We start from the raw sequence: 12380 nt of genomic DNA, 5'->3' as shown, positions 1-12380 counted from the left end.
TGGGCCGAGTGGGCTAGTCGGCCCGTCCGGGTTCCGGTTGTGGACAGTCGCCGGTGCCCCGCGGCGGCCTAGGCCGTGTTTCGAAAGCCCGTGTTCGCGATAGCCGCGCCGGATGCGGCCCCTGGCGGCACGGGAGGAGGACACCGATACAACCCCGGTATCGGCGCCCTCCTCCCGCACCGCCAGGAACCACCCCGATCACGACTCTCATCGAACGAGACTTCCGAAACACGGCCTAGTCCGCCGCCTTGACGTCCTCGATGAGGGTGGTGGCGGCGGCGTACGGGTCCAGGTGGCCCGCCATGACCTGCTTGGCGAGGCGGTCCAGGGTGTCGCCGCCGCGGAGGTTGCCGAGGGTGGAGCGGAGGGTCTCGACCGCGATGGCCTCGACCTCGGTCCTGGCGCGGTGGGTGCGGCGCTCGGCGAGTTCGCCCCGCTGCACCATCCACGCGCGGTGTTCGGCGATGGCCGCGGTGACCTCGTCGATGCCCTCGGTGCGGGCGGCGACGGTCTTGCAGACCGGCTGGCGCCAGGTGGCGCCGCGGATCTCGCGCCTGCCCAGGGAGATCATGTACTTGAGTTCGCGGACGGTGGTCTCGGCGCCGTCGCGGTCGGCCTTGTTGACCACGAACACGTCGGCGATCTCCAGGATGCCCGCCTTGGCGGCCTGGATGCCGTCGCCCATGCCGGGGGCGAGCAGGACCAGGGTGGTGTCGGCCAGGGACACGACGTCCACTTCGGACTGGCCGACGCCGACGGTCTCGATCAGGACCACGTCGAAGCCCGCGGCGTCGAGGACGCGCAGGGCCTGCGGGGTGGCCCAGGCCATGCCGCCGAGGTGGCCGCGGGTGGCCATGGAGCGGATGAAGACGTCCGGGTCCGTGGCGTGGTCCTGCATCCGGATCCGGTCGCCAAGGAGGGCGCCGCCGGAGAAGGGGGAGGAGGGGTCGACGGCGAGGACGCCCACCCGCTTGCCCTGCGCGCGGTAGGCCGACACGAGCGCGGAGGTGGTGGTCGACTTGCCGACCCCCGGGGAGCCGGTCAGGCCGATGACCTCGGCCCGGCCGGTGTGCGGGGCCAGGGCCGCGGCGACCTCGCGGAGCTGCGGGCTGGCGTCCTCGACGAGGGAGATGAGCCTGGCGACCGCGCGCGGCTGTCGCTGCCGCGCGCGGTCGACCAGGTCACCGACCTCCACTTTCCGGGCCAAGCTCAGGCCTTGGGCACGCTGATGATCAGCGCGTCGCCCTGGCCGCCGCCGCCGCACAGGGCCGCCGCGCCGACGCCGCCGCCGCGGCGCTTGAGCTCGTAGGCGAGGTGGACCACCAGGCGGGCGCCGGAGGCGCCGATGGGGTGGCCCAGGGCGATGGCGCCGCCGTTGACGTTGACGATGTCCTCGCTGACGCCCAGCTTGTCCGTCGACACCACGCCGACCGCGGCGAAGGCCTCGTTGATCTCGATCAGGTCGAGGTCGGAGGCTTCCAGCTTCTGCTTGGCCAGCGCCGCCTTGATCGCGTTCGACGGCTGCTCGTGCAGGCTGGCGTCCGGGCCCGCGACGACGCCGTGCGCGCCGATCTCGGCGATCCAGGTCAGGCCCAGCTCCTCGGCCTTGGCCTTGCTCATCACCACGACCGCGGCCGCGCCGTCGGAGATCTGCGAGGCGGAGCCCGCGGTGATGGTGCCGTCGCTGGCGAAGGCCGGGCGCAGCTTGCCCAGGCTGGCCGCGGTGGTCTCGCCGCGCACGCCCTCGTCGGTGTCGAACACGACCGGGTCGCCCTTGCGCTGCGGGATGGTGACCGGGGCGATCTCGTCGGCGAAGCGGCCGTCGGCGATGGCCTTGGCGGCCTTCTGGTGCGAGGCGGCGGAGAACGCGTCCTGCTGCTCGCGGGTCAGGCCGTAGCGGGTGTTGTACTTCTCCGTCGAGGAGCCCATGGCGACCTGGTCGAAGGCGCAGAACAGGCCGTCGTAGGCCATGTGGTCCTGCAGGGTCACGTCGCCGTACTTGAAGCCGGAGCGGGACTTCGGCAGCAGGTGCGGGGCCTGGGTCATGGACTCCTGGCCGCCCGCGACGACGATGTCGAACTCGCCCGCGCGGATGAGCTGGTCGGCCAGGGCGATCGCGTCGAGGCCGGAGAGGCAGACCTTGTTGATGGTCAGCGCGGGGACGTCCATCGGGATGCCCGCGGCGACGGCGGCCTGCCGGGCCGGGATCTGGCCCGCGCCCGCGGTCAGCACCTGACCCATGATCGTGTACTGCACCTGCTCGGGCTTCACGCCCGCCTTCTCCAGGGCCGCCTTGATGGCGAACCCACCGAGCTGGGCGCCGGTGAAGTCTTTGAGCGAACCGAGCAGTCGGCCGATGGGCGTGCGCGCCCCGGCGACGATGACGGATCCGGACACGGCGGTCTCCTATATGGCTCTTGACGAACAGACGACGGCGAACGTGCGTTAACCGGGACCATACCCGCGCGTGACCGGTTCGCCACGTGCTCGTGTGAGTAGCCGCACAGCAATTGGTTACCGATGGGTAGGCACGGCGTATCGTTCCCCCATGAACGAAGCACTTGTCCCGCACGTGGTGGCCATCGACCACGTCGGAGTGGCCGTGCCGGACCTGGACGAGGCGATCGCGTTCTACCGCGACCACTTCGGCCTGGTGTCCGTGCACGAGGAGGTCAACGAGGAACAGGGCGTGCGCGAGGCCATGCTGCGCGCGCCGGGCGACGACGGGACCGGGACGGCCGTGCAGTTGCTGGCCCCGATCAACGACCAGTCGACGATCGCCAAGTTCATCGCCCGCAGCGGCCCCGGGTTGCAGCAGCTCGCCTACCGGGTGGCCGACGTCGAGGCGACCGCGGACGCGTTGCGCGCCAAGGGCTTGCGCCTGCTCTACGACAAGCCCAAGCGCGGCACCGCCGACAGCAGGGTCAACTTCGTCCACCCCAAGGACGCCGGTGGCGTCCTGGTCGAACTCGTCGAGCCCGCCGCCGGCGGCGGCCACTAGCCGACGGGGAAGCGTGCCACCCGGTCCCCACCGCGGCACGCTTCCCCGGTCGCTGAATCGAATCCGCCGATCGTCCTGAATCGGATCAGGATCAGCGCACGCCGCCCATCAGCCGCCGCACCACCGGGGTGAGCGCCGCCATCACCAGGCCGAGCGCGATCGCCCCGCCGCCGAGCAGGCCGAAGTACACCGGTTCGCCGTCCGCGGTGTAGTACTCCGCGAGCGCACCGGCCACCGAGCTGCCGAGCGCGATCGACAGGTAGAACAGCGCCACCATCTGCGCCCGGTACGCCGCGGGCGCCAGCTTCGTCGACAGCGACAGCCCCACCGGCGACAGGCACAGCTCGCCCAGCACGAAGATCACCAGCACCAGCACCAGCAGCCACGGCGAGACCACGTGCTCGCCCCTGGTGAACCCCAGCAGCGCCATCACCAGGAACGCCACGCCCATGAACCCGACGCCCAGGGCGAACTTGACCGGTGTGGACGGCTGGCGCGGCCCGAGCCGGACCCACAGCGCGGCGAACACCGACGCCAGCAGCACCACGAACAGCGGCTCCACCGAGCTGAACCACGACGGCGGCACCGCGAAGCCGAACACGTCGAGGTCGACCCGCTCCTCGGCGTAGATGGCCAGCACGGTGAACTGCTGCTGGAACAGCGCCCAGAACCCGAAGCTCACCAGGAACATCGGCACGAACGCCAGCACCCGCCGCCGCTCGACGCGCTCCACCCGACCGCTGGTGAGCAGCACGGCGAACAGCGCGACGGCCGCGGCGGCGATGACCCAGGTGACGACGGTGGCCAGGTTGTCCGCGTCGATCACCCCGGTGAGCACCAGCACCACGACCGCGACGAGGCCCAGTCCGATCACCACGGCGGAGCGGACCCGGCCCGCCGGGTCGAGCGGGTCGGGCACCGCGCGCCCGGACTCGGGGAGGTTCTTGCGGCCCAACGCGTACTGCGCGAGCCCGATCGCCATGCCGACCGCGGCGAGGCCGAAGCCCCAGTGGAAGCCGAGCCGGGTCTGCAGCAGACCGGTGAGCAGCGGCCCGACCAGCGCGCCGATGTTGACGCCCATGTAGAAGATCGAGAACCCGGCGTCGCGGCGGTCGTCGTCCTCGGCGTAGAGCGCGCCGACCAGGGTGGTGGCGGTGGCCTTGAGCCCGCCGGAGCCCAGCGCCACGCAGACCAGCCCGACCGCGACGCCCGCCACGCCGGGCAGGGCGGCGAGGGCCACGTGGCCGACGAGGATGGACACGCCGCTGTAGAACAGGGTGCGCTCCGGCCCGAAGAGCCGGTCGGCCACCCAGGACCCGGCGATCGTCGACAGGTACACCGACCCGCCGTAGGCCCCGACGATCCCGGCCGCGGTGGCCTGGTCGATCCCCAAACCGCCCTCGGCGGCGGAGAAGTACAGGTAGTACAAGAGGATGCCCTGCATCCCGTAGAAGGAGAACCTCTCCCACATCTCTGTTCCGAACAGGTTCGCGAGCCCTCGTGGGTGCCCGAAGAACCCGCGGTCCTGGTCGACCTCGGTGGAGGTGGCCACAGCGACACATTCCTTTGCTCCGGGGTGCGACGGCGCCCCGGAGGCCGTCGCACACTGGCACCGACTTTCCCAGGTCCGTGAACCACACACCCGATGAGGCCGAACTGTTGCCCGATGACAGGTCCGGTGGTCCGGACGGTTGCCGGGGCATAGCCTGCGGGTGCCATCTGTCACACCGCTGGTGCTGAATCGCTACCCGCAAGTAACCTCGCTCCACCTGGGCCTGGACACCCGGGCGACGAACCGAAATCCCCTCCAGGAGGTCCGCCGTGCAGAAGATCCTCGACGCCATCCAGGCCGATGAGCTGGATGCGATCGGCTCGCTGCCGGTCCCCGAGCACTACCGCGGGGTGACCGTGCACGCCGACGAGGTCGAGATGTTCAAGGGCATGGCCTCGCGCGACAAGGACCCGCGCAAGTCCCTGCACCTCGACGAGGTCGCCACCCCCGAGCTGGGCCCGGGCGAGGCCCTGGTCGCGGTCATGGCGAGCGCCATCAACTACAACACCGTGTGGACCTCCATCTTCGAGCCGGTCTCCACGTTCAAGTTCCTCGAGCGCTTCGGCAAGCTCTCCCCGCTGTCGAAGCGGCACGACCTGCCCTACCACGTGGTCGGCTCCGACCTGGCGGGCGTCGTGCTGCGCACCGGCCCCGGCGTGCACAGCTGGAAGCCGGGCGACGAGGTGGTCGCGCACTGCCTCAACGTCGAGCTGGAGAGCCCGGACGGGCACAACGACACGATGCTCGACAACGAGCAGCGGATCTGGGGCTTCGAGACCAACTTCGGCGGCCTCGCCGAGATCGCCCTGGTCAAGGCGAACCAGCTCATGCCCAAGCCGGACCACCTCACCTGGGAGGAAGCCGCGTCCCCCGGACTGGTGAACTCCACCGCCTACCGGCAGTTGGTCTCCACCAACGGTGCCAACATGAAGCAGGGCGACACGGTCCTGATCTGGGGCGCCTCCGGTGGCCTGGGCTCCTACGCCACCCAGTTCGCGCTCAACGGCGGCGCCATCCCGATCTGCGTGGTGTCGAGCCCGGAGAAGGCCGAGATCTGCCGCAAGATGGGCGCGGAGCTGATCATCGACCGCAACGCGGAGGGTTACAAGTTCTGGAAGGACGAGTCGACCCAGGACCCGAAGGAGTGGCAGCGGTTCGGCAAGAAGATCCGCGAGCTCACCGGCGGTGAGGACCCGGACATCGTCTTCGAGCACCCGGGCCGCGAGACCTTCGGCGCCTCGGTCTACGTCGCCCGCAAGGGCGGCACCATCGTGACCTGCGCGTCGACCTCGGGCTTCATGCACGAGTACGACAACCGGTACCTGTGGATGAACCTCAAGCGGATCATCGGCTCGCACTTCGCGAACTACCGCGAGTCCTACGAGGCCAACCGGCTCATCGCCAAGGGCCTGGTGCACCCGACCCTGTCGAAGACCTACGCGCTGGAGGACACCGGCCAGGCCGCGCTGGACGTGCACCGCAACTCCCACCAGGGCAAGGTCGGCGTGCTGTGCCTGGCCCCCGAGGAGGGCCTGGGCGTGCGCGACCACGAGATGCGCGCCAAGCACCTGGACGCGATCAACCGCTTCCGCGGGGTCTGAGAGGATTCTCCCGGGTGCCGCCGCCCATACCGGCGGCACCCGGGAGGCGCCATCGGCAATTATTCGGCCAGTTGCCGGGAGTGGCGACAGCGGGACAGGTAGCGTGGGCGCATGGCTTTGGGCGAGGAACGCGATCTGGTGCCGCTGGGTCCCGGTTTCGACATCACCAAACGCGGCTACAGCCGCGGCCAGGTGGACGAGCACCTGGAGCGGATCGACGCTGAGCTGCAACTCCTGCACGCCGACCGCAACGCGGCCGTCGCCCAGGCGGGCGACCTGGCCAAGCAGTTGGAGAGCGCCCGCGGCCAGATCGACGACATGCGCGGGCAGATCGACCGGCTGTCGCTGCCGCCGACCACCCTGGAGGGCCTCAGCGAGCGGCTGCAGCGGATGCTGCGGCTGGCCACCGAGGAGGCCGAGGAGACCCGCCGCCGCTCGGAGGCCGAGGCCTCGCACATCCGCGCCCAGGCCGAGGCCGACGGCCAGGCCCTGCGCAGGCAGTACGACCAGATGATGGCCGACCTGGAGGCCCGCCGGGTCGCCATGGAGAACGAGCACCGGGGCATCGTCGAGAAGGCCCGCGCCGACGCCGACCACCTGGTCGGCTCCGCCCGCGCCGAGGCCGCCCGGCTGGAGGCCGAGTCCGAGGCCCGCCGCACCCAGGTCGAAGAGGACTTCGAGATCGCCATGGCGGGCCGCCGCACCGAGTCGATGCGGCAGTTGGCCGAGCGCGAGGCCACCAGCAAGGCCGAGGCCGAGCGGCGGGTGCGCGAGGCCACCGAGGAGGCCAACCGCCGCCGCCACGACGCGATCACCGAGGCCACGGCCCGCCTGCAGGAGGCCACCACCGAGGCCCACCGCCGGGTCCGCGAGGCCACCGACGAGTCCAACCGCCGCATCAGCCACGCCACCGAGCGCGTCGCCGCGCTGCGCAGGCTCCGGGCCAGGGTCGCCGACCAGCTCGTCTCGGCCCGCGACCTCATCGCCGACGCCCACGTGCAGCTCGCGGACGCCGCCCCGGTCCTCGACCCCCTGCCGGAGGAACGCCTCTCCGCCAACCCGGTGGTCGACGGCTCCCCGTCGGACGACTCCCCGACCAGGGCGATGCAGTCGGTGCGGCGCACCCCCGCGGACCGCCCGCCCGCCATCGCGGGCCCGCCCAAGGAACCGTGGGAACCCACCGAGGTCACGGCCACCGAGCAGCCGGTCCCGTCCGCGGAACCCGTCTCCCAGGACGACCGCACCCAGCAACTGGCCAAGCCGTCGCCCACCGCCCGCAAGGCCGCCCCCACGGCCCCCGGGAACTAGCCAGATCAGCGAGGTGGTGGCGCAAGGCCAAGTCGGTCTCGTTGTAGCAGTACCGGCCAGCGGCACACGACCGGCTCCACAGGACGATGGGCAGGAATGGGCACCGGCCCAGTCGCGCTGTCGGAACGCCCGCTCGGCTGCACCACCGAGGAAGGTGAAAGGCACGACTGGCACCCGGCGCACATCAGCGACGTGCAGGACAGTGTTGGCCGACCTGTCGGGCTTGCCCCCGACAACGACGACCACATCCGCCTGATCCAACGCCATGAGCCTGCACGACAACCAGGCTTGTTGCAAGGACTCGGGATTTGTCGTTCCCGCCCGAACCGGTGGTGCGCAACCACATCCGGCGCCACGATCCGCACGACGGCACTCAGCAACCCGCCGCAGATCTCCATGACCTCCAGCAGTCCCGCGACCCCACCGGCCCGGTTGGCCGAAGCGATGTTGTGGCTTTCACTCCCCCACCGGAACGCTCCCCTCCGGCACCGACACCGCGATTTCCGCCCCCAGCCGGGCCCCTTCCAGCAACCGCAGGTCGTCCCCGCTCCAGAACTGCCCCGGGTCGTAGCTGTGCGGACGCCCCGCGGGCAGCAACCCCATGTCCTCGTAGGTCGCCCCCACCACCTCGGCGCAGTACGCCGATTCCAGGTCGCGGGACCGGCCCCTCTGCCACCGCAACCGGGGTGTCTGACCCCGCGCCCACCGTCCCAGCAGCCGCGCGCTCGACGGGAACGGCATCCCGTCCAACCGGGCGATCGTGCGCAGCAGCGCGTCCTCCTGCGCGGCGGAGACCAGCGGTGTCAACTGCCGCAGCCAGGCCCGCTGCCCGTACCGGGTGGCCCACACGACCACGGCGTCGCGCAGGTCGTGCAACTGCACCCCACGCTGACGCTCCCCCGACCAGCGGTCGGGCAGGGAGCGCCCCAGCTCCGCGTGCCACATCAGCGGCGGCAGGTCCTCCAGCACCACGGCCATGCCGACGTGGTTGACCGGGCTGTTGGTGAGGGTCTGGATGGCCCGGTCGGCGGGGGTGCGCCCGCGGAAGAGCCAGAGGTCGCCGGTGCGGGTCAGCGAGACTGCCTGGTCGAGGTCGATCATGTCCGGGAACGGTAGCCTGCGCGGATGCGGCGGGTGTGGAAGTTCCTCGGTCTGGCGGGTGTCGTGGGCGTGGCGGCGACCGGTGTGGTGATGACGCGGGCGGAGCGGCAGCGGCGGGCGTACACGCCGGACGAGGTGCGCGAGCGCTTGCGGCGGCGGGTCGCAGAGGCCGAGGGCGGCGCCGAGGAGTGACGCGGTTCCGGAGCCCGGGATTCCGCTCGGTGGTGACCGGGCCGCTTCGCGGAGGTCTCTAGTCCACTGAGGACTTGGTGCGCAGGTGGACCCGTTCCCCCTGCCTGCCGAACAGGATCAGGGCCTCGGCCGGGTGGGGGCCGGGGTTGCCGACCCAGTGCGGCACCCTGGTGTCGAACTCGACGGCCTCCCCCGGTGCCAGCACGACGTCGTGCGGGCCGAGCAGCAGCCGCAGTCGGCCGCTGAGGACGTACATCCACTCGTGGCCCTCGTGGGTGCGCTGGTCCGGTTCATCGGTGCTCGGGGGGAACAGCACCTTGTAGGCGCGCGGTTGGCCGGGGGCGGCGGTGAGGGGCCAGAAGGTCCGGCCCTCGACCTCGCGCGGTTCGGCGTGCACGCGGGGGTCCGGGGTGCCGGTGAGGCCGACGAGTTCGTCGAGGTCGCTGCCGTGGGCGCGGGCGATCGGCAGCAGCAGCTCCAGGGTCGCCTTGCGCTTGCCGGACTCCAGGCGGGACAGCGTGCTGACCGAGATGCCCGTTTCGGCGGCGAGGGCGGTCAGGGTGGTTCCCCGCTCCACCCGCACGGCCTTGAGCCTGCTCCCGATCCCGGCCAGCACCTGGTCGACGTCCATGGCGACCACTTTGCCATGTCGGCACGGAATTTGGCATTACGGCAGAGCGATGGCGGGGGTCGGTCGGGGCGCGGGGGCAACCCCGACCCGGCGACCACGGCTAGCGTCGGGGGCATGACCGAGTACCAGCACATCAGGGTGGAACGGACCGGCGAGGCGGTGCGGATCACCATGGACCGGCCCGCGCGCCGCAACTCGCTGTCCGCCGACCACCTCGCCGAACTGCTCACCGCCTTCCGCGCGGCGGGCGAGTCGGACGCGACCGGGGTGGTCCTGGCGGGGGCGGGCCCGGTCTTCTCCGCGGGCCACGACTTCGGCGACGTGGCCGCCCGCGACCTGGCCGGGGTCCGCGACCTGCTGGTCCTGTGCACGGACCTGATGCGGACCGTGCACGCGATCCCGCAGGTGGTGATCGCCCGGGTGCACGGGCTGGCCACCGCGGCGGGCTGCCAGCTCGTCGCCACCTGCGACCTGGCGGTGGCCGCCGAGTCGGCGGGGTTCGCCCTGCCCGGCGGCAAGGGAGGCTGGTTCTGCCACACCCCGGCGGTCCCCGTCGCCCGCTCCATCGGGCGCAAGCGCCTGATGGAGCTGGCCCTCACCGGCGACGTCGTCGACGCCCGCACCGCCCTGGACTGGGGCCTGGTCAACCGGGTGGTCCCGGACGCCGACCTGGACTCCACTGTGGACGACCTGCTCGCCCGCGCCACCAGGGGCAGCCGGGCGAGCAGGGCCCTGGGCAAGCACACCCTCTACGCCCAGCTCGACCGGCCGGAGCAGGACGCCTACGCGCTGGCGATCGAGGTCATGGCGGCGGCCTCGCAACTCCCGGGCGCGCGGGAGGGCATGGCCGCGTTCCTGGAGAAGCGCCCCCCGGTCTGGCCGGACTAGGACCACGCCGCACACCGCCAAAGGGGCGCGGTGGCGTTCGCCGGTTCCGCTACCGGGCCAGCCAGGGGATCACGGCGTCGAGGAAGTCGCGGGGCGTCTCGTAGCCGGGGAGGTGGCCCGCGGTGGGCACGACGTGCAGGCGGGCACCGGTGAGGTCGGCGATGTCCTGCCCCGCCCCGGGGGGCATCAGCGCGTCGTGGGCGCCGTGGACGACGAGGGCGTCGAGGTCGAGGGCGCGGAGGGTTTCCCGGGAGTCCGGGCGGACGGCCATGGCGCGGGCGGTCCACGCCACCCCGGCGGGTGACTGGCCGTCGATGGTGGCGCGCAGCGCGGGCGCGGCGGTCTGGTCGTGCAGCAGGTTGGGCAGCATGGATTCGGCCAACCACGGCACCACGCCGTCCGCCTCCGCCCGCCGCGCCAGGGTTTCGCGGTTGGCCGCCGCGTCCGGGGTGTCGGCGGTGGCCTTGGTGCCGATGAACACCGCGCCGGAGACGCGTTCCGGGGCGGCGCGGAGCATCGCCATGAGCACGTAGCCGCCGAGCGAGGAGCCGCCGACGACGGCCCGCTCCACGCCGAGGTCGTCCAGCAGCCCCACCAGGTCGGCGGCGGTGGCCTCCAGGGACGGCGGGGCCTGCGGGACCGGTGAGCGGCCGAAACCGGGCAGGTCGGGGGTGATCAGGCGGACGTGCTCGGACAGCTCGGCGCGCACGGGGTCCCACATCCGGGAGTCCAGCGGGAAGGCGTGCAGCAGCAGGAAAGGAGTACCGGAGCCGGTGTCGGTGTGGTGCACACCGCCCATTGGACCACCCTCAGCCGTGCAGCCGGGTGACCGCCGCCCCGGTGCCGAGTTCGGCGCGGTGCTCGGGGTGGTCGAGGTAGTGGGTGAGCGCGCGCAACGCCACCAACTGGTCCACCAGCAGGGTGCGCATGGACAGCGCGAACGCCAGGTCCTTGCCGAACCGCTCGGCCTGCCCGCGGTGCCGCTCGCCCGCCGCGCCGGGGTCGGCCGTGACCACGCCGAGGTAGTTGACGCTCGCGGAGGTGTTGGCCCGCCCCAACCGGACCGCCACCGGGCGCACCTCCCGCACCTGCGCCCAGGGCAGCCTGACCAGCGGCGTCGTCCAGTTGAGCAGCAGCTCGTCGGGGGTGAGCAGCAGCCCGGCGGCCGTGCGCGGCTTGCGCAGCGCGGTGGCGCAGGAGATCACCACCAGCAGCCCGAACAGCACCGCGAGGACCCCGCCGATGACCGCCACGACACCCCCGGTGGCGAACAGGAAGGCGGCCAGCACCAGCAGCGCCACCCCGATGACGGCCAGCACGGCGACGGCGGCGGTGGTCGACTGGCGCACCGGCAGCAGCAGACCGCGGGCGCCGCCGACCTCGGCGGTCAGCACCCGCCCCGCCGGGTCACCCGCCGGGTTGACCGTCCCGTCGGCCTTGCGCCAGGGCTGCGGGCAGGGCACCCGGTCCATCGCGTCATCGGTGTCGACCATGTCGACCATGGAAGCGCATCGGCGCACCGCATGCCAGTGGAGGTAGGTTCGGCGCCATGACCGGCATCCGTACCGAGCGGCTGGTCCTGCGTCCGGTCGACCGGGCCGACATCGCCGCCGCCGTCGCCATCCAGGGCGATCCGCGCACCTGCCGCCACCGCCCCGGCGGCCCCAGCTCCCCGGCCGAGACCAGCGCCCAACTGGACTTCTGGCTGGACCACTGGCGGACCCACGGCTTCGGCTACTGGTCCATCACCCTCCCCGACGACGCCACCGTCCTGGGCTTCGGCGGTCTGCAACTCGGCGAGTTCGACGGCCACCGCTACCTGAACCTCTACTACCGCCTGCGCCCCCGCGCCTGGGGCCGCGGCTACGCCCCGGAGATGGCCGGTGCCGCCCTGGACTGGGCCGCCGCCGAACGGCCGGACCTCCCGGTGTGGATCATCACCACCCTGGACAACGAACCGGCCCGGCGGGTCGCCGACAAGCTCGGCTTCACCGAATTCCGCCAGGCCGAGTACGCGGGCGCCCCGTCCCGCTTCTACCGGTGGCACGGCACCAGCGGCCCCACCCGGAACGCGGCGGGCTCGACCAGGAAACCTTCTTCCCCCTC

The 12380-nt window shown here is 72.1% G+C and carries 13 protein-coding genes; 6 read left to right on the top strand and 7 right to left on the bottom strand.

Features of this window, described 5'->3' with window-relative positions:
• Positions 1-235: 235 nt before the first annotated feature.
• Entirely contained in the window at positions 236-1207 is a 972-nt protein-coding gene (meaB, locus tag L6E12_RS27995; protein WP_236230919.1) for a methylmalonyl Co-A mutase-associated GTPase MeaB, read from the bottom strand.
• A 2-nt stretch (positions 1208-1209) separates the two neighbouring features.
• Complete coding sequence (locus tag L6E12_RS27990) at positions 1210-2397, bottom strand: acetyl-CoA C-acetyltransferase (RefSeq protein WP_236230918.1); 1188 nt, start codon at positions 2395-2397, stop codon at positions 1210-1212.
• 151 nt (positions 2398-2548) lie between these two features.
• Here L6E12_RS27990 and mce point away from each other — a divergent pair, with 151 nt between their 5' ends.
• Positions 2549-3001, top strand: coding sequence for a methylmalonyl-CoA epimerase (gene mce, locus L6E12_RS27985; RefSeq protein WP_236230917.1), 453 nt, complete (start codon positions 2549-2551; stop codon positions 2999-3001).
• Between the two features lie 91 nt (positions 3002-3092).
• On the opposite strand, the gene L6E12_RS27980 is transcribed toward mce, so the two are convergent.
• Complete coding sequence (locus L6E12_RS27980) at positions 3093-4553, bottom strand: peptide MFS transporter (protein ID WP_236230916.1); 1461 nt, start codon at positions 4551-4553, stop codon at positions 3093-3095.
• Between the two features lie 269 nt (positions 4554-4822).
• On the opposite strand from L6E12_RS27980, the gene ccrA reads away from it, so the two are divergent.
• Positions 4823-6154, top strand: coding sequence for a crotonyl-CoA carboxylase/reductase (gene ccrA / locus L6E12_RS27975; RefSeq protein WP_236230915.1), 1332 nt, complete (start codon positions 4823-4825; stop codon positions 6152-6154).
• A gap of 111 nt (positions 6155-6265) precedes the next feature.
• Positions 6266-7462, top strand: a complete 1197-nt coding sequence (locus L6E12_RS27970; protein WP_236230914.1) for a chromosome segregation protein — start codon at positions 6266-6268, stop codon at positions 7460-7462.
• 456 nt (positions 7463-7918) lie between these two features.
• Here the strand turns inward: L6E12_RS27970 and L6E12_RS27965 are convergent, their stop codons facing one another.
• A complete protein-coding gene (locus L6E12_RS27965) occupies positions 7919-8563 on the bottom strand; it encodes a hypothetical protein (protein ID WP_236230913.1) in 645 nt (214 codons plus the stop codon).
• A gap of 24 nt (positions 8564-8587) precedes the next feature.
• Between L6E12_RS27965 and L6E12_RS27960 the strand changes: the two genes are divergently transcribed.
• Positions 8588-8755, top strand: coding sequence for a hypothetical protein (locus L6E12_RS27960; protein WP_236230912.1), 168 nt, complete (start codon positions 8588-8590; stop codon positions 8753-8755).
• A gap of 58 nt (positions 8756-8813) precedes the next feature.
• On the opposite strand, the gene L6E12_RS27955 is transcribed toward L6E12_RS27960, so the two are convergent.
• The gene (locus L6E12_RS27955; RefSeq protein WP_236230911.1) at positions 8814-9386 is read right to left on the bottom strand and encodes a helix-turn-helix domain-containing protein; all 573 of its coding nucleotides are present in this window, start codon (positions 9384-9386) and stop codon (positions 8814-8816) included.
• A gap of 114 nt (positions 9387-9500) precedes the next feature.
• Between L6E12_RS27955 and L6E12_RS27950 the strand changes: the two genes are divergently transcribed.
• Positions 9501-10274, top strand: a complete 774-nt coding sequence (locus tag L6E12_RS27950; protein ID WP_236230910.1) for an enoyl-CoA hydratase-related protein — start codon at positions 9501-9503, stop codon at positions 10272-10274.
• A gap of 49 nt (positions 10275-10323) precedes the next feature.
• Here L6E12_RS27950 and L6E12_RS27945 read toward each other — a convergent pair whose 3' ends face one another.
• Complete coding sequence (locus tag L6E12_RS27945; RefSeq protein WP_236230909.1) at positions 10324-11073, bottom strand: alpha/beta fold hydrolase; 750 nt, start codon at positions 11071-11073, stop codon at positions 10324-10326.
• 10 nt (positions 11074-11083) lie between these two features.
• Positions 11084-11767 carry a hypothetical protein gene (locus tag L6E12_RS27940; RefSeq protein ID WP_236230908.1) on the bottom strand — a complete coding sequence of 228 codons (684 nt, stop codon included), beginning with the start codon at positions 11765-11767 and terminating at the stop codon, positions 11084-11086.
• A 56-nt stretch (positions 11768-11823) separates the two neighbouring features.
• Here L6E12_RS27940 and L6E12_RS27935 point away from each other — a divergent pair.
• On the top strand, positions 11824-12380 hold a 557-nt coding region (locus L6E12_RS27935), incomplete at its 3' end, for a GNAT family N-acetyltransferase (RefSeq protein ID WP_236230907.1).

Source organism: Actinokineospora sp. PR83 (assembly GCF_021056305.1).
In the GTDB taxonomy this organism is placed as follows: domain Bacteria; phylum Actinomycetota; class Actinomycetes; order Mycobacteriales; family Pseudonocardiaceae; genus Actinokineospora; species Actinokineospora spheciospongiae.
This window is presented reverse-complemented; position numbering and strand designations above follow the sequence as displayed.

Excerpts from the sequence above, each read along its gene's own strand:
- mce (WP_236230917.1), top strand. The coding sequence starts at position 2,549 with ATGAACGAAGCACTTGTCCCGCACGTGGTGGCCATCGACCACGTCGGA.
- L6E12_RS27945 (WP_236230909.1), bottom strand. The coding sequence starts at position 11,073 with ATGGGCGGTGTGCACCACACCGACACCGGCTCCGGTACTCCTTTCCTG.
- L6E12_RS27940 (WP_236230908.1), bottom strand. The coding sequence starts at position 11,767 with ATGGTCGACACCGATGACGCGATGGACCGGGTGCCCTGCCCGCAGCCC.
- L6E12_RS27965 (WP_236230913.1), bottom strand. The coding sequence starts at position 8,563 with ATGATCGACCTCGACCAGGCAGTCTCGCTGACCCGCACCGGCGACCTC.
- L6E12_RS27960 (WP_236230912.1), top strand. The coding sequence starts at position 8,588 with ATGCGGCGGGTGTGGAAGTTCCTCGGTCTGGCGGGTGTCGTGGGCGTG.
- L6E12_RS27970 (WP_236230914.1), top strand. The coding sequence starts at position 6,266 with ATGGCTTTGGGCGAGGAACGCGATCTGGTGCCGCTGGGTCCCGGTTTC.
- L6E12_RS27955 (WP_236230911.1), bottom strand. The coding sequence starts at position 9,386 with ATGGACGTCGACCAGGTGCTGGCCGGGATCGGGAGCAGGCTCAAGGCC.
- L6E12_RS27950 (WP_236230910.1), top strand. The coding sequence starts at position 9,501 with ATGACCGAGTACCAGCACATCAGGGTGGAACGGACCGGCGAGGCGGTG.